A 16,321-nucleotide genomic window follows, 5' to 3' on the forward strand; every position below is an offset into this window, starting at 1 on the left:
TTCGCCACCCGCACCCCCCTTGGGTTTGCGGGTGTTCGGGTTGTGTGGCGTCAGGCCTACGAGTGCGAGGGCGAATGTGCCCGCGGAGTGCGCGGGCCGGGTCGCCTTCGTTGTTTTTGCGCGGTCTGGCGCCGCGCGGGGCGGGGGCTTCGCCACCCGCACCCCCGCCGTGGAGGCACACCCTCGCCGTGGGGCACACCCCCGCCAGGGGCTCTGTCCGTGGAGTGCGCGGCCCGGTCCTGCCCCGGCTCGTGGCCTCACGGACCGCCGCAAGCGCGAACTGTGCCGGGACACCGGCGGCGTTCACCGGGCGTGTGTCACCGGTGCGTTGCCCGCCCGGAGGGACGGACGTACGGTCGCGGGCCACCGTGCGGTACGTCACACGCAACGACCGGTGGGGAGCCCTCACCTTCACCCGCGCGAAGTCACCGGAGCGAAGCACCGGCGCCAAACCCGGCCCCGCGAAGCCGCCCGCGCGAAACCCGGCCCGGCGAAGCCGCCACGAGGTGCGGCCCCGCCTCCCCGCTGCGCCACCGCGAGCAGCGACCCCGTACGTCTGAGCACCGTCGGTCCGTGCACCGTCAGCCTCTGCACCGTCGGTCCGTGCACCGTCGGTCTGAGCACGGTCAGCGATTCCGTGCCCGCAGGAAGCGTTCCGCACCGTCCGACAGGTCCACCAGCGGCTCGGGATAGTCCAGCTCCGCCCGCGCCCGTGCGGGCAGTTTCCACGGCTGGTGCACGGCGGGCCCTTCGACACCGGCGAGTTCGGGAACCCAGCGGCGGACGTAGTCCCCGTGCGGGTCGAAGCGCCTGGCCTGCGTGAGCGGGTTCAGCACGCGGTTCGGCCGGGTGTCGTTGCCCGTTCCGGCCACCCACTGCCAGTTGAGCTGGTTGTTCGCCACGTCGCCGTCCACGAGCAGGTCGAGGAAGTGACGCGCGCCGATCCGCCAGTCCGTGTAGAGCGTCTTGGTGAGGAAGCTCGCCGTCAGCATCCGCGCCCTGTTGTGCATCCAGCCCTCGTGGAGGAGCTGCCGCATCGCCGCGTCCACGAGCGGGTAGCCGGTGCGTCCCTCCCGCCAGGCCTCGATCTCCTCCTCGTCGTGCCGCCACCTGTCCCCGCGGGGCCGGTAGTCCTCGCGGGAGGCGTGGGGACGGGCCGCGAGGACCTGATGGTGGAAGTCCCGCCAGGCCAGCTGACGTACGAAGGCGTCGGGGCCCGCGCCGCTCTGCTTCCCGGCCCTGTGGACGACTTCCACCGCCGAGAGCGTCCCGAAGTGAAGATGCGGCGACAGCCGTGAGGTGGCGTCCGCCGCCAGGTCGTCGTGGTTCTCGGCGTAGGCCTTCATCCCCGACTTCCGCCACGACTCGAAACGTGCGCGGCCCTCGCGCTCACCGCCGGCGGCCAGGCCCGGCGAGACCCCCTTCACCCTCGAACGTGAGGGCAGGGCGGCGGAGCCGGGCCCTTCGGGGACTCGCACCGTGCGGGGCGCGCGCAGCACCGGCCGCAGCCTGTCCGCCGCCCATCGCCGGAAGTAGGGCGTGAAGACCGCGAAGTGGTCCCGGTCCTGGGGTGTCACCTCACCGGGCGGAAGGGCGGTGACGACGGCGTCGTGCACGCGCAACTCCCGGCCGTCCGCCGCCAGGAGGCGCCTGAGCCGCTCCTCGCGGCGCTGTGCGTAGGCGCTGACGTCGCCCGCCACATGGACCTGCCGTGCCCCGCACTCCGACGCGACCGCGCAGGTCTCCTCGGCGACGTCGCCGCGCCGCAGCACCAGCCGGCCCCCGCGTTCCCGCAGGGCTGCGTCGAGGTCGGCGAGGCTGTCCGCGAGGAACGCGCTCCGGTTCGGTACGTCGAAGCCGGCTGCCCGTACGCCGTCGTCGAGGACGAACAGCGGCACGACTTCGTCCGCGCCGTCGAGCGCGGCGCGCAGCACCGGGTTGTCGTGGACCCGCAGATCCGCGGTGAACAGGGCTACGGAAGTGCTCATGCTCGGTGGTCCTTCCTGCGCTGCGGTGCGGCCGGTGCGGCCGGTGCGGTCCGGGTGCCCCGAACATCCCGGGACGACCTGATGTGTCCCGCGCCGGCTCAGCCCACCATGCGCTCCCGCGGCCCCCTCAGCCGCGACGGCGCAGCGCGCCCGGCCACCACACCGCCGGACCGATGTCCCGCGCGAGGGCGGGCACCAGCAGCGAGCGGACGACCAGCGTGTCCAGGAGCACCCCGAACGCGACGATGAAGGCGATCTGGACCAGGAAGGAGAGCGGGATGACCACCAGTGCCGCGAACGTCGCGGCGAGCACCACGCCGGCCGAGGTGATGACGCCTCCGGTGGCGGTCAGGCCCCGGCGGATACCGGCCCGTGTGCCGTGCAGCTGGGCCTCCTCGCGTACGCGGGTGAGAAGGAAGATGTTGTAGTCCACGCCCAGTGCGACGAGGAAGACGAAGCCGTAGAGCGGCACGGAGGCGTCGGTGCCGGTGAAGCCGAGGAGATGCTGGAAGACCAGCGCCGCGACTCCCAGCGTGGCGAGGAAGTTGAGAGCGACGGTGGCCACGAGCACCACCGGGATGACCAGCGCCCGCAGCAGCACGATGAGGATCGCGAAGATGATCAGCAGCACGACGGGGACGATGATCGCGCGGTCTTCCTCGGCGGTCGTCTGGATGTCCAGCTGCTGAGCCGTGTAGCCGCCCACCAGGGCGTCCGCTCCCGGAACGGCGTGCACGGACGTACGCAGGCGCTCCACCGTCTGCTTGGCCTCGTCGCTGTTGGCGCCCGCCTCGAGCGTGGCGTTGATGAGCACCCGGCCGTCGGCGACGACCGGCCGGCCCTGCCCCGGGCGGCCCGACTCCGTGAGCGGCGAGGCTGTCGCCACCCCGTCCGTGCCGGCCGCGGCGCGGGTCACCTCGCGTGCCTTGCCGGCGTCGGCGACGACGACGGCCGGGTTGCCCGAACCGCCGGGGAAGTGCTCGCTGAGGGTGCGCTGCCCCGTGACGGAGGGAACGTCCTTCACGAAGGTCTCGTCGACGGGGACGCCCTGCGCGTTCAACTGCGGGGAGAACGCGGCGCAGGCGACGAGCGCCACCAGCGTGCTCGCCCAGATCCGGCGCGGCATGCGGTCGACACGGGCGGCGATACGGGCCCACACGCTGTGCCCGGCGGCCACGTCGGCGTCACCGCCCGCTCCGGCGTTCTCGCCGTCCCGGCCTGCGCCGCCTTCCTCGCCGGCGTCGGGTCCGGTGGCGTGCCGGGGCTTCGCGGGCCAGTACGCGGCCCGGCCCACGAGTACGAGCGTCGCAGGGAGGAACGTCAGTGCGCTGATTACGGCGCAGACGATGCCGATGGCGCCGACGGGGCCGAGCGCCTGGTTGTTCGTCAGGTCGCTCAGGAGCAGGGCGAGCAGCCCGAGCGCGACGGTGGCGGCGCTGGCCGTGATCGCCCCGAAGGAGCGGCGCAGCGCGGAGCGCATGGCGGCGATGCGGTCGTCGTGCCGGGCGAGTTCCTCGCGGAAGCGTGCGGAGAGCAGCAGCGCGTAGTCGGTGGCGGCGCCGATGACGAGGATGGACAGGATGCCCTGCACCTGCCCGTCGACGCTGACGAGGTCCTCCCGGGCCAGCTCGTAGACCACGGCGGACGCGAGGGAGAGCGCGAAGACGGCCCCGAGGATGATGATGAGCGGCAGCAGGACGCTCCGGTAGACCAGCAGCAGGATCAGCAGCACGACGACGAGCGCGACGACGAGCAGGATGCCGTCGATCCCGGCGAACGCGTCGGAAAGGTCGGCCTGAGTCGCCGCCGGCCCCGTGAGCTGCGCCTTCGTCCCCTGGACGCGCTCCGCCTCGTCGCGTACGTCGTCGAGCACACCGGGCAGGGCCGTATCGAGGTCGGCCCGGATCTGCACGGCGCCCTGCAGCGCTTCCCCGTCCTTGCTGGGGACGGCGGGCGAGGGCGTGCCGACGATTCCGTGGCTGCCCTTCAGGGCGGCGAGGGAGCGGGTTGCGGCCTCTCGCTGCTGCGGCTCGATCTTCCCTTCCTGCGTCGTCCAGACGACGACCGCCGGCACCGTCTTGTCCTGATCGAAGCTCTTCTGCGCGTCGATGACACGGGTGGATTCGGCGCTCTGCGGCAGGAACGAGGCCTGGTCGTTGTCGGCCACTTCACCGAGCTTGCCGGCGTACGGGCCGAGCAGACCGCCGAGCACGAGCCAGACGACGAGCATGAGAACCGGAGTGATCCAGCGTGCGGCGCGCTGTGCTGACGGCATTTGTTGTTCCTCGCTGGCCGGGCCTGGGCGGTGGTGGGGGGTACCGAGCGGTGACGGACCATCGGTGAACGGGGAGGACCGCCGACGTTCTGCGAGCTTACGCACCGCCGGCCGCCCGCCCCCGGCCGCCCCTGCCTGCCCGGCCCGTCAAGTGCTGCCGCCCCATTGGCTGTTGCTGTGTGCCCCTCGCCGTGCCCCGTACACATCACTCGTACCGGTACCCCGAGGCGTCCCGACCGGACGCGTGCGGGCCGGCGGGCATCCGCTCTGCCCGCCGGCCCGCACGCGTGTCGCGACCGGCCCTCCCCGGCCCTTCGTGTCTGGTGACCGCCGTGTCTAGTGACCGCGCTTCCTGGCCTTCGCCTCCGCGTCCTTGGCCTCCTTCGCCTTCGCCTCGACCTCGGGGTCGAGCTGCCCGTCACCGGCGCGGCGCTCGGCCGCCCCGCCGACCGACGACAGCGGAGCCCGGTCTCCGACCTCCGTGGCCTCCGGCGGCTCGACGAGCCAGTCGGGGTTGGCCTGCTTGTCCCACCAGCGCCAGGCGGCGTAGGCGCCGCCCGCGATCAGGCCCAGCAGCCCGAGCCGCCTGGCCAGGCGGCCCCGGCGCGCACGCTTCTCACGCCTGCGCACGAGCTTCTCGATCTCCTTGGCCGACACCTGCCCCTTGAGGGCGGCGAAGGCGGCGGCGCTGCGGGACGCGGCCTCTTCCCGCACCGGCCCCGAGGCGCTGCGGGCGTCCGCGACGGCGTTCTCGATGCGCGGTGCGGCGTAGTCGCTGGCCTTGCGGGCGGCCCGGCGGGTGCGCTTGGCGGCCTTGGTCGCGGCCTTGTCGAGTTCGGGCGGCAGGTTCTTACGGGCCTTGGCGACACGGGGCACGACGAGTTGGTCGTAGCCGTCGCGGGCCGAGGTCCGGGCCTGCCGCGCGGCGTACGAGACCTTCGGTCCGAGCCGCTCACCCGCCTCGTGCGCGTACTGCACTGCGGCGTCCCTGGCACTCTCTGCGTAGGGTGCCATGACCTCCGCGGCGTGCCGCACGCTGTCCTTGGTGTTCTCGGTCGCGGCGCGCACGGTGTCCATGCGGGTCACAGGTACCTCCTCCTCGGTGGCGTGTCACGGGCTGGCGAGTCCTCCCCCGGGACACAGTGTCGTTTTCCACCCGTTTCGAAGATCATGCCTGGCTGCGTCCACTCAAGCGCGTTGCATGGGGGCATCCGGGTCACCCGCACGTGCTCACGGCCGACCGGGTACGTGGCAGGATCGGACGGGTCAACGCAGACAGATGGAAGGTAGATCGTGGCCGAGCAGCTCTACGCCACCCTGAAGACCAATCACGGCGACATCGAGGTACAGCTCTTCCCGAACCACGCGCCGAAGACGGTCAAGAACTTCGTCGAGCTCGCAGAGGGCTCGCGTGAATGGACCCATCCGGAGACCGGCAAGAAGACGACCGACAGGCTCTACGACGGCACCGTCTTCCACCGTGTGATCAGCGGATTCATGATCCAGGGCGGTGACCCGCTGGGCAACGGAACCGGCGGTCCCGGTTACGAGTTCGGGGACGAGATCCACCCCGACCTCGCGTTCAACAAGCCCTACCTGCTCGCCATGGCGAACGCCGGCCCGGGCACGAACGGTTCGCAGTTCTTCGTCACCGTCGGCGCCACCGCCTGGCTCACCGGCAAGCACACCATCTTCGGCGAGGTCACGGACGCCGCCTCCCAGAAGGTCGTGGACGCCATCGCGGGCACCCAGACCAACCCGCGCACCGACCGGCCCGTGCAGGACGTCGTCCTGGAGTCGGTCACCATCGAGCGCCGCTGAGGCGGGTGCTTCGCCGGCGAGGGTCCGCCGTTCGGGCCGTGGGGCACGCGCCTCCGCCCCGAGCCGGGAACTGTTCCGCCCCGTCTCACCGTAGGAGAAGACGAGGCGGAACAGTTCCGCAGACGTGAGACCGGGACGAGGGGGAGAGAAGGGCCATGGAGGAGCAGCACCGGGCGGAACCGCAGGTGACGCACTGCTACCGGCACCCCGACCGGGAGACCGGCATCAGCTGCGTCCGCTGCGAGCGCCCGATATGTCCCGACTGCATGGTCCCGGCCTCGGTGGGATTCCAGTGCCCCGAGTGCGTGAAGTCGGGCTCCGGCACTGGCCACGCGCCGTCCGCGAGTACGCCGCGCACGATAGCGGGCGGTGTGATCGCGGCCGACCGCCGTCTGGTCACCAAGGTCCTCCTCGGCGTCAACGTGGCCGTGTTCGTCGCGGTGCTCGTCGCCGGCGACCGGCTGGTGAACGGGCTTCTGCTGTTCGGCCAGGCGGTCACCGAGCCGTACGGACCGGTCGAGGGTGTCGCACAGGGGCAGTGGTACCGCCTGCTCACCTCGATGTTCCTGCACCAGGAGATCTGGCACATCGCGATGAACATGCTGGGCCTGTGGTTCCTGGGCCCGCCCCTCGAAGCGGCCCTCGGACGCCTGCGCTTCACCGCGCTCTATCTGCTCGCCGGGCTCGGGGGCAGCGCCCTGACCTTCCTCGTCTCCGCTCCGGGGCAGGCGTCGCTCGGCGCCTCCGGCGCGATCTTCGGACTCTTCGGCGCCACGGCCGTGCTCATGCGCCGCATGAACTACGACATGCGCCCGATCCTGATCCTGCTCGGCATCAACCTGGTCTTCACCTTCACCTGGCAGGGCATCTCCTGGCAGGCGCACATCGGCGGGCTGGTGGCCGGTGCGTTGATCGCGTACGCCATGGTGCACGCGCCCCGGAAGAACCGGCTGCTGGTGCAGTTCGGCTCGTGTGCCGTGATGGCGGCGCTGATCGTGGCGGCCTGCATCGTGCGGACGCTCCAGCTGCTGCCCTGAGCGTTTCCGCCTCCTGCGCACCCGCTCTGACCGGGCATTTCGACTAGTTGTCCACAGCGAGTTCCGGATCTTGTGCATGGCGTACGGAACAGCTGTCCGGACTCGTTCACAGGTACGTTTTCCCTGCACAGAAGGGTCGCAGGCAGTTGAGCTGCCGAAAGTACCGATAGTACGGGCGTCAACTCACTCAGAGTTATCCACAGATCTTGTGAAAGTTATCCAGCCCTGTGGATCAGCCTGTGGATAACTCGTCGTGCGAGCGGCTGCGCCCCACGTGGGCACGCCCTTCGTGCCGTGCGACCCGCGGCCCGAGGACCGCCCGGGGGGCCCGGCACTCAGGGCAAGTCCCAGGAGCGGACCGCTACTTCCACTGCGTGGATACGACGAACCCCGCCGCGATGAAGCCGAAGCCGACCACGATGTTCCAGCTGCCGAGCGACTCGACGGGCAGCTTGCTCTGCGTCACGTAGAACACCACGATCCACGCGAGGCCGATGAGGAACATCGCCAGCATCAGCGGCGCCACCCACCTGCCGCCGGAGGTGCCGAGGCTGATCTCGGTCGCCTTCTTCTCCGGGGGAGGTGTGAAATCTTCCTTCTTGCGGATCCGTGACTTCGGCACGAGAGTCTCTCCTGTCGACGGCTTCCCTTACCGCGATGGGCCCCTCGGAAGGGGGCCCGAGGGGGATGTGACGCTGTGGTGGTCCGTTAGCGTAGTGCTTCCCCGCGGTGGAGGGAGACGAGGGTAGTGACCAGATTCCGAATCCGTCCTGCACGGCTGGCCACCCTGGGGGTCTTCGCCCTCGCCGGTCTCATCTTCTGGATCAGTTTCAACACCGCACATGGTACCGATCTGCGTTCGGACTCCTCCATGCTGCGTCTGTCCGACCTGATCCAGGAGCGCAGCCGCAAGAACGCCGAACTCGACGCCTCCTCCGCCGCCGTGCGCAGCCAGGTCGACCGCCTCGCCCAGCGCGACAGCCGAAGCAGCGGCGAGGAGAACCGGAAACTGTCCGGCCTGGAGAAGGACGCCGGAACCAAGAAGGTCTCGGGGGCGGGGCTGACCGTCACCCTCGACGACGCCCCTCCCAACGCCACCGCACAGATTCCGGGAGTGCCCGAGCCGCAGGCCAACGACCTCGTCATCCACCAGCAGGACCTTCAGGCGGTCGTCAACGCGCTCTGGAAGGGCGGCGCCGAGGGCATCAAGATCATGGACCAGCGGCTGATCTCGACAAGCGCCGTGCGCTGCGTCGGCAACACCCTGATCCTTCAGGGCCGCGTCTACTCACCGCCGTACAAGGTGACCGCCGTCGGCGACCGGGCGCGGCTGCAGAAGGCCCTGGACAGCTCGCCCGCGATCCAGAACTACCTTCAGTACGTCGACGCGTACGACCTGGGCTGGAAGGTCGACGAGCGCAAGTCCGTGACGCTCCCCGGCTATTCCGGCACCGTCGACCTCCGCTACGCGAAGCCGAGCGGGTGAAGCGGCCGCACGCCGGGGACGCTCTTGACCGACTGGCCCACTCGGCCATGGCGGCCCCGTACTCTGGTGTGCGCGTCCGTAAGGCGACGACCGACTGTGAGGAAGGACGGCACGCAGGGATGTACGGCTGGATCTGGCGGCATCTGCCTGGCAACACATGGGTGCGGGCGCTCTGCTCGCTCGTGCTGGCCCTCGGGGTCGTCTTTCTGCTTTTCCAGTACATCTTCCCGTGGGCGGAGCCGCTGCTTCCGTTCAACGACGTGACCGTCGACGGCGGTGGGAGCTGATGGGCGCGACCCGCATCCTCGTCGTGGACAACTACGACAGCTTCGTCTTCAACCTCGTCCAGTACCTGTACCAGTTGGGCGCCGAGTGCGAGGTCGTACGGAACGACGAGACCGAACTGCGGCACGCGGACGACGGGTTCGACGGCGTGCTGCTCTCGCCGGGGCCCGGCACACCCGAAGAGGCCGGTGTCTGCGTGGAGATGGTGCGGCACTGCGCCGCGAACGGCGTGCCGGTCTTCGGAGTCTGCCTGGGGATGCAGTCGATGGCCGTCGCATACGGCGGAATCGTGGGACGTGCCCCCGAGTTGCTGCACGGCAAGACCTCGCGGGTACTGCACGAGGGTGCCGGCGTCTTCGCCGGCCTGCCCTCCCCCTTCACCGCCACGCGCTACCACTCGCTGGGCGTGGACGGAGCCGGTGTCCCGGAAGTGCTGGAGGTGACTGCGCGTACGGCGGGCGGCCTCGTGATGGGGCTGCGCCATCGTGAACTGCCGGTCGAGGGAGTGCAGTTCCACCCCGAGTCGGTTCTGACCGAGTGGGGCCACCTGATGCTCGCCAACTGGCTCGCCGAGTGTGGCGACGCGGGTGCCGTGGAGCGTGCCGGCGGGCTGTCCGGTGTGCGGCCGGCCGCTGCCGGGAGCGCGGTCGCGGGGGGCAGGTGAGGGGGATGCCCCCCGAGGGGGAGAACGCCTACGGGCGGCCGTACGGCAGTCCTTACGGAGACGCATACGGCGATCCCTACGGTGAGCGTGACGACGACGACCCGTACAGTTCGCGGACTTCACCGGGTGACCGGGCTTCCCGTGCGCCCTCGGGCGAGTGGGCCTACGGGCAGGGCGAGGACTTCCAGCGCGCCGTCGACGCGCTCGACGACCCGCTGAGCGACCCGCTTCCGGGGCAGAGCTCCCGGCGTGCGGGCGGCGGCCCCGCACAGGGCGGCGGGAGCCGGCCGGGCCAGGGATACACCGGGCAGAGCCAGTCCGTGCAGGGGTATCAGGCGCAGGTCTACGGCTCGCAGGGCTACTCGTCCCAGGACCACTCCTCGCAGGGGTACGGCGCACAGGGATACGGCGCACAGGGCTACGGCTCCCAGGGATACGTACCGGGGGCGTACGAAGACCAGGGGCGCCGCTTTCAGGGGCAGCAGGGTCAGCAGGGGCAGCAGCCCGGGCAGGCGGGGCAGGAGCAGGAGGGCGTCTCGGCCTGGTTCCGTCCCCATCGTGAGCCGGAGCCGGCGGCGGGGACGGGCGAGCCCGGACACCTGACGCAGGGGCAGCAGGGGCAGCAGAGCCGCCCGGGTGGGCAGACCGGCGCACACTCCGCGCAGGCCCCCGTCTCCTCCCTGCGGCAGGACTACGGCGGCGGGCGCCAAGTCCCGTACGGCGGTGGGCAGTCGGCGACGCCGGGGCAGTGGCAGGACCAGGGCCGGGGACAGGGACTGAACCAGGCACTGCAGGGACAGCAAGGGCAGCAGCGCCACCAGCCACAACAGGCACAGGGCCAGGACGGGGCACACGGCTGGCAGGCCGGAGCGGGACCGGCCTCCGGGCCGCCCGTCACAAGGCGGCTTCGCCGCCCGGACGCCGGGAACCACCCGGGGCCGGCGCCGGGTCCCGGTCCTCAGTCGCCTCAGTCGCCTCAGTCGCCGCCGGGTGCCGGGCGCCCCGGGCAGGGTGCGGCCGCGTCCGCCCCCGTGCCCCCGCGGCTTCGCGATGCCCGGATGTCCGAGACCTCGCCGCTGCCCGTCGTCGACGAGCCGGGCGGTGCGCCGCCCCGCTCGGCCCGGGGGTCCTCGAGCGGGCTCTCGGCGGAGCGTCCGGCGCGCAGCGACGGCGACGACGACGAGATGACGAACACGCGCACCGTCGGCCTGGTCCGGCCCGGCTCGGAAGGGCTGGCGGGACGCGCGGCCCGGCGCCGTGCGGCCCAGCACCGCGGCCGGAGCGGCAGCGTGCCGCCGCCGCTGCCGCGGACGGCCGGCACCCGGCTGGAGGCCAGGCGCGCGGAGCGTGCACGCCGCGAGGGCCCCGCGATCATCGCCAGCCGGTTCCTGGGCGAGGTGTTCATATCGGCCGGTGTCCTGATGCTGTTGTTCGTCGCGTACCAGCTTTGGTGGACGAACGTACTGGCCGGCCAGGAGGCGGGCGGCGCCGCGCAGAGCCTCCAGGACAAGTGGAAGGGCGAGAAGGGGCTCGACCCCGAGCGCAAGGCCGGCAGTTTCGCGCCGGGTGAGGGCTTCGCGATCCTCTACCTGCCCAAGCTGGACGTCAGGGTCCCCATCGCGCAGGGGATCTCGAAGCCGGCGGTGCTCGACAAGGGGCTCGTCGGGCACTACGACAAGCAGCCCTTCAGCACCGCGATGCCCTGGGACAAGAAGGGCAACTTCGCTCTGGCGGGCCACCGCAACACCCATGGCGAGCCGTTCCGTTACATCAACCGCCTCGTCGCGGGGGACGACATCGTGGTGGAGACAGCCACCAAGTTCTACACGTACAAGATGGCCAGCCGGCTGCCCTCCACTTCGCCTTCGAACACCCGGGTGATCGAGCCTGTTCCGGAGGGGTCCGGTTTCGAACGGCCGGGCCGGTACGTCACGTTGACCACGTGCACGCCCGAATTCACATCGAAATACAGGCTCATTGTCTGGGGCAAAATGGTCGAGGAGCGTCCGCGGAGCAAGGGCAAACCGGACGCCCTGATCGAGTAGGGGACAGCAGAAACGGGCGGTAGCGGTGTCACAGACCAAACACGTCAGGGGCGGGGGGCCCGGCTCGTCGTCGTCCCCGCCGCCCGCTCCCGCATCCGAGCGTGGACGCCGGGCCACGCGCCGTCGTCGCCTGTCGGCGACGGTCGGGTTCATGGGTGAACTCCTGATCACGGCCGGCGTCGTGCTCGCGCTCTTCGTCGCGTACTCGCTGTGGTGGACGAATGTGCTGGCCGAACGCGACTCGAAGAGCGCCGGCAAAAAGGTCCGTCAGAGCTGGCTCCACGACCGCACCCCCGGCGCCCTCGACACCAAGGACGGCATCGGCTTCCTGCACGTACCGGCCATGTCGCGCGAGGAGGTGCTCGTGATGAAGGGCACCGACGCGAAGGAGCTCAACAAGGGAGCGGCGGGCTACTACACGAAACCCGTAAAGTCGGGGATGCCGCAGGACCAGTCGGGCAACTTCTCGCTGGCGGCCCACCGTGACGGGCACGGCGCGAAGTTCCACAAGATCGACAAGATCGAGAAGGGCGACGCGGTCGTCTTCGAGACGAAGAACACCTGGTTCGTCTACAAGGTCTATTCGATCCTTCCCCGCACCAGCAAGTACAACGTCGACGTGCTGGACCCGGTGCCGAAGGAGTCGGGCAAGAAGACCGAGGGGCGGTACATCACGCTCACCACCTGCACCCCGGTCTTCACCTCCAAGTACCGCTACGTGGTGTGGGGCGAGTTGGAGCGTACGGAGGACGTCGACGCGAAGCGGACTCCGCCGAAGGAACTCCGCTGACGGCGCCGTCCTGTCGGCACACCGGCACAACCGGCAAGCCGGCGGGACGCCCTCGCGATACGCGCCCGGATGAACCCCGCGGCCCTCGTGACCGGTTCGCCACCGGTCCGGTCCGCTCGTGATCCCGAGCGCCACCCTTCCGCTGTGACGCCCGCCCGACACGAACGCGTCCCCGCGGCATCGCCGCGGGGACGCGTTCACGTGTGCGCCGGCGAACCGGCGCCCGGCGTCAGGACTGGCCCCTCCTGTCCGGCAGTCCGGCGGGGCCTCCGAAGAAGCCGTCGTCGTCGCCTCCGCCGTCCTCACCCGGCTTTCCCTGGCGGGCGAGGATGGTGACGGTGTCACCCTTCTTGCCCTGGGTGTTGGCCGGCGGGTTGGTGGTGATCACGGTGGCGTTGTTCTCGTCGGGCGCCCCCTGCACCTGGACCTGGAAGCCCGCCTGCTCAAGCGTCTTCCGGGCGTCCTTGACCAGCTGGTTCGTGACGTCGGGCACGGTGGCGGGCTGGTCGTCGGGCGCCTTGGCTATGGTCAGGGTCACCTGGGAGCCGGCCTTGGCCTCCTGGTTGGCCGCCGGGTCCTGCGCGAGAACCTCGCCCGCGGCCTTGTCGGGGGCCTCCTGCTCCTTGCTGGCCACCTCGAAGCCGGCGGCCTCCAGCTGCGTCTTCGCCGCGTCGAACTGCTGGCCGACGACGTTGGGCACCTGACGGGTCTGCTCCTGCGCGACGGTCAGAACCACGGTGGAGTTCTTCGGCGCCTTGCCGCCGCCGTTCGGGTCCTGCGTCAGCACGGTGCCCGGCGTCTCGTCGGACTGCTGGAACTTCCGCTTGACCTGGAATCCCGCGCTGCGCAGCTCCTGCTTGGCGTCGGCGTAGGGCTCGCCCTCGACGTCGGGGATCTCCACCGGCGCCGGGCCCTTGGACATCGCCAGGGTGACCGTGTCGCCCCGATTGATCTCCGTGCCCCTGGCCGGGTCCGACGAGCAGACCGTGTTCTTCTTCTGGTCGCAGAACTTGCTCTCGCCCTTGGTGACTTCGAAGCCGCCGTTGCTGGCGAGCTCCTTGGCCTGGCTGTAGCTCTGGCCGGTGAGCGCGGGCACTTCGACGGTGTCACCCGGACCGCCGCCGAAGAGCGTCTTCCCGATGAAGATCGCTCCGACGAGGATGAAGACCGCCGCGAGGACGAGCAGGACGGTCGAGGCCCTGCTGCGGCTCGGACCGCGGCGCCTGCCGCGCCCGTCGTCGTAGTAGCCCCCGTTGTCGTCGCCGACCGGGGGCATCATCGAGGTCTGTGCGTCCTGCGCCCGCAGCGCCGTGGTGGGCTGGTCGTCGGGGTAGCCGCCGTAGCCGACCGCGCCCATGGCGGCGGTGGCCGCGACCGGCTGACCGTCGAGGCACGCTTCTATGTCGGCGCGCATCTCATCGGCGCTCTGGTACCGGTAGTCCGGGTCCTTGACCAGCGCCTTCAGGACGATCGCTTCCATGTCGGGAGAGATCTCGGGGTCGAAGACCGTCGGTGGCTGCGGATCTTCCCGTACGTGCTGATAGGCCACCGCGACCGGGGAGTCGCCGACGAACGGCGGGCGGTTGGTGAGGAGTTCGTAGACCAGGCAGCCCGTGGAGTACAGGTCCGAGCGGGAGTCGACCTGCTCGCCCTTGGCCTGCTCCGGGGAGAGGTACTGGGCGGTGCCGATGACGGCGGCGGTCTGCGTCATGGTCATGCCGGAGTCGCCCATGGCCCGCGCGATGCCGAAGTCCATGACCTTGACCTGGCCGTTGCGGGTGAGCATGACGTTCGCCGGCTTGATGTCGCGGTGGACGATGCCGCTGCGGTGCGAGTACTCCAGCGCCTGGAGAATCCCGACGCACATCTCCATCGCGCGTTCCGGCAGCAGCTTCCGCCCGGAGTGCAGGAGCTCGCGGAGGGTGGATCCGTCCACGTACTCCATCACGATGTACGGGATGGAGACGCCGTCCACATAGTCCTCGCCGGTGTCGTAGACAGCGACGATCGCGGGGTGGTTCAGCGAAGCGGCCGACTGGGCCTCGCGGCGGAACCGGGCCTGGAACGACGGGTCACGAGCCAGGTCCACACGGAGCGTCTTGACCGCGACGGTCCTGCCCAGGCGCGTGTCATGGGCGAGGTACACCTCGGCCATGCCGCCGCGGCCGAGCACTGAGCCCAGCTCGTACCGGCCGCCGAGGCGACGCGGCTCTTCCATAGTCTCCAGCCCTCTCCGTTCGTCCGGGCCCGTATCTGATATACGGCACGGCGGTGTGCTGCTCGGGATACGGTACCCGCCCACTCGTGCGGGTCGGTCGTGACTGTGGTGACTGGCGTCACCTCTTGCGGTGCCGCCGGGGTGGTTTCGGTCACGTTTCCCGGACCCGCCGGGCGAACTGCCGTCTCCGGGTGGATCTTGGCGGTGCGGCCCGAGCCCGTCATTGCTTGCCCTCGAGCACTGCCTTCATCACGCCCTTGGCGACCGGAGCGGCGAGCTTGCCGCCCGCGATGTCGCTGCGGAGTGTGTCCGAACCCTCGATGACGACGGCCACCGCGACGGGTACGGAACCGTCCTGATCCTTCGCGTATGAGATGAACCACGCATAGGGGTTCTCGCTGTTGTTCTCACCGCGCTGGGCGGTGCCGGTCTTGCCTCCGACTGTGACGCCCGGAATCTGCGCACTGGTTCCCGTGCCCTTCTGGACCACGGTCTCCATGCCCTGCTGAAGCTTCTGCGCGTTCTCCGAGGACACCGGCCGGCTCATCTCCGTCGGCTTGTGCTGCTCGACGACGTTCAGGTTCGGCGCGACGAGCTGATCCACCATGTAGGGCTTCATCAGGGCGCCGTTGTTGGCCACCGCGGAGGCGACCATCGCCATCTGCAGCGGCGTAGCGCGGTTGCTCGCCTGCCCGATGCCGGCCATGGCGTTCTGCGGCCTGTTGTCCTTCGGGTAGACGCTCTCGGCGGCGCGGACCGGGGTGTCCAGCTCCTTGTCGTTGAAGCCGAACTTCTCCGCCGTCTCCATCATCTTCTCGTTGCCGACCCGGTTGCTCATCTGCGCGAAGACGGTGTTGCAGGAGTAGCGCAGCGCGTTGCGCACCGTGGCGTTCTCGCAGGGGATGTTGCCGTCGTTGCCGAGTTCGGTCTGCGAATCGGGCAGCTTGTACGGGTCCGGGCTGTCGGTCGCCTTGTCCAGGTCGTACTCGCCGCTCTCCAGGCCCGCCGCCGCCGTGACGACCTTGAACGTCGAACCGGGCGGGTAGGTCTGCCGCAGAGCCCTGTTGAGCATGGGCTCGTCCTCGTTCTGCTCCTTCTGCAGCTTCGACCACGCGGCGGTGTCGGACTTGCCGTTCCCGGCGAAGCTGGACGGGTCGTACGACGGGGTGCTCGCCAGGGCGAGGATGGCGCCGGTCTTCGGGTTTATCGCCGCGACCGCGCCCTTCTTGTCGCCGAGCCCCTCGAAGGCGGCCTTCTGCGCCTTGGCGTTGAGCGTCGTGACGACGTTCCCGCCCTTCTGCGGCTTGCCCGTGAGCATGTCGATCGTGCGGTTGAAGAAGAGCCGGTCGTCGTTGCCGGTGAGGATGCCGTCGTTGAGGGCCTCCAGCTGGTTCGCGCCGAAGGCCTGCGAGGCGTAGCCCGTCACGGGCGACCACATGGGGCCGTTCTTGTACGTGCGCTTGTAGCGGAAGTCGCCGCTCTTGGTGTCGGTGGAGCCGGTGATCGCCTTGCCGTCGACGATGATGTTGCCGCGCGGCTGCGAGTAGCGCGCGATGGCTACCCGCCGGTTCTTCGGATCGGTCTTGAGCTCGTCGGCCTGTACGAGCTGGATCCAGTTGTCGCGGGCCAGCAGGGCGAGCACGAGCAGGCCGATGAAGATCGCGATCCGGCGCAGTGGCTTGTTCACTGTGCATCACCTCTCACGGGTAGCC

At 70.2% G+C, this 16,321-nt stretch carries 12 protein-coding genes and 1 pseudogene; 7 read left to right on the forward strand and 6 right to left on the reverse strand.

Annotated features, from left to right (window positions below; translation table 11 throughout):
- Positions 1-626 precede the first annotated feature (626 nt).
- From H180DRAFT_RS04905 to H180DRAFT_RS04915, 3 genes are all read right to left on the reverse strand, one after another.
- Positions 627-1,988 carry a cryptochrome/photolyase family protein gene (locus H180DRAFT_RS04905; protein ID WP_055484720.1) on the reverse strand — a complete coding sequence of 454 codons (1,362 nt, stop codon included), beginning with the start codon at positions 1,986-1,988 and terminating at the stop codon, positions 627-629.
- 127 nt (positions 1,989-2,115) lie between these two features.
- Positions 2,116-4,263, reverse strand: coding sequence for an MMPL family transporter (locus H180DRAFT_RS04910; protein ID WP_055484721.1), 2,148 nt, complete (start codon positions 4,261-4,263; stop codon positions 2,116-2,118).
- A gap of 336 nt (positions 4,264-4,599) precedes the next feature.
- Positions 4,600-5,349 carry a DUF5324 family protein gene (locus H180DRAFT_RS04915; RefSeq protein ID WP_055484722.1) on the reverse strand — a complete coding sequence of 250 codons (750 nt, stop codon included), beginning with the start codon at positions 5,347-5,349 and terminating at the stop codon, positions 4,600-4,602.
- Between the two features lie 207 nt (positions 5,350-5,556).
- Here H180DRAFT_RS04915 and H180DRAFT_RS04920 point away from each other — a divergent pair, with 207 nt between their 5' ends.
- Together H180DRAFT_RS04920 and H180DRAFT_RS04925 are read left to right on the forward strand one after the other, a co-directional pair.
- Positions 5,557-6,084: a peptidylprolyl isomerase gene (locus H180DRAFT_RS04920; protein WP_055484723.1), complete on the forward strand. Its 528-nt coding sequence runs from the start codon at positions 5,557-5,559 to the stop codon at positions 6,082-6,084.
- Positions 6,085-6,239: 155 nt separating this feature from the next.
- Positions 6,240-7,121, forward strand: coding sequence for a rhomboid family intramembrane serine protease (locus H180DRAFT_RS04925; protein WP_055484724.1), 882 nt, complete (start codon positions 6,240-6,242; stop codon positions 7,119-7,121).
- 361 nt (positions 7,122-7,482) lie between these two features.
- Here the strand turns inward: H180DRAFT_RS04925 and crgA are convergent, their stop codons facing one another.
- Positions 7,483-7,743 carry a cell division protein CrgA gene (gene crgA / locus H180DRAFT_RS04930; protein WP_055484725.1) on the reverse strand — a complete coding sequence of 87 codons (261 nt, stop codon included), beginning with the start codon at positions 7,741-7,743 and terminating at the stop codon, positions 7,483-7,485.
- Positions 7,744-7,869: 126 nt separating this feature from the next.
- Between crgA and H180DRAFT_RS04935 the strand changes: the two genes are divergently transcribed.
- The 5 genes and pseudogenes from H180DRAFT_RS04935 (at position 7,870) to H180DRAFT_RS04950 (ending at position 12,391) form a co-directional block, all read left to right on the forward strand.
- Positions 7,870-8,607 carry a DUF881 domain-containing protein gene (locus H180DRAFT_RS04935; protein WP_055484726.1) on the forward strand — a complete coding sequence of 246 codons (738 nt, stop codon included), beginning with the start codon at positions 7,870-7,872 and terminating at the stop codon, positions 8,605-8,607.
- Between the two features lie 119 nt (positions 8,608-8,726).
- Positions 8,727-8,894, forward strand: coding sequence for a hypothetical protein (locus H180DRAFT_RS29705; RefSeq protein ID WP_165434771.1), 168 nt, complete (start codon positions 8,727-8,729; stop codon positions 8,892-8,894).
- Positions 8,894-9,556 (forward strand): aminodeoxychorismate/anthranilate synthase component II, encoded by a 663-nt coding sequence (locus tag H180DRAFT_RS04940; protein ID WP_055484727.1) that lies wholly within the window; start codon positions 8,894-8,896, stop codon positions 9,554-9,556. The genes H180DRAFT_RS29705 and H180DRAFT_RS04940 overlap by 1 nt, the downstream gene beginning before the upstream one ends.
- 1,214 nt (positions 9,557-10,770) lie before the next feature.
- A pseudogene (locus H180DRAFT_RS30270) lies at positions 10,771-11,601 on the forward strand (class E sortase); the annotation flags it as partial.
- A 25-nt stretch (positions 11,602-11,626) separates the two neighbouring features.
- Positions 11,627-12,391 carry a class E sortase gene (locus H180DRAFT_RS04950; protein ID WP_074466634.1) on the forward strand — a complete coding sequence of 255 codons (765 nt, stop codon included), beginning with the start codon at positions 11,627-11,629 and terminating at the stop codon, positions 12,389-12,391.
- Positions 12,392-12,620: 229 nt separating this feature from the next.
- Here the strand turns inward: H180DRAFT_RS04950 and pknB are convergent, their stop codons facing one another.
- Positions 12,621-14,609, reverse strand: coding sequence for a Stk1 family PASTA domain-containing Ser/Thr kinase (gene pknB, locus H180DRAFT_RS04955; protein ID WP_055484729.1), 1,989 nt, complete (start codon positions 14,607-14,609; stop codon positions 12,621-12,623).
- A gap of 220 nt (positions 14,610-14,829) precedes the next feature.
- Positions 14,830-16,296 (reverse strand): peptidoglycan D,D-transpeptidase FtsI family protein, encoded by a 1,467-nt coding sequence (locus tag H180DRAFT_RS04960; RefSeq protein WP_055484730.1) that lies wholly within the window; start codon positions 16,294-16,296, stop codon positions 14,830-14,832.
- Positions 16,297-16,321 lie beyond the last annotated feature (25 nt).

Origin of the sequence: Streptomyces sp. WMMB 322 (genome assembly GCF_900090145.1) — a bacterium.
GTDB lineage: Bacteria > Actinomycetota > Actinomycetes > Streptomycetales > Streptomycetaceae > Streptomyces.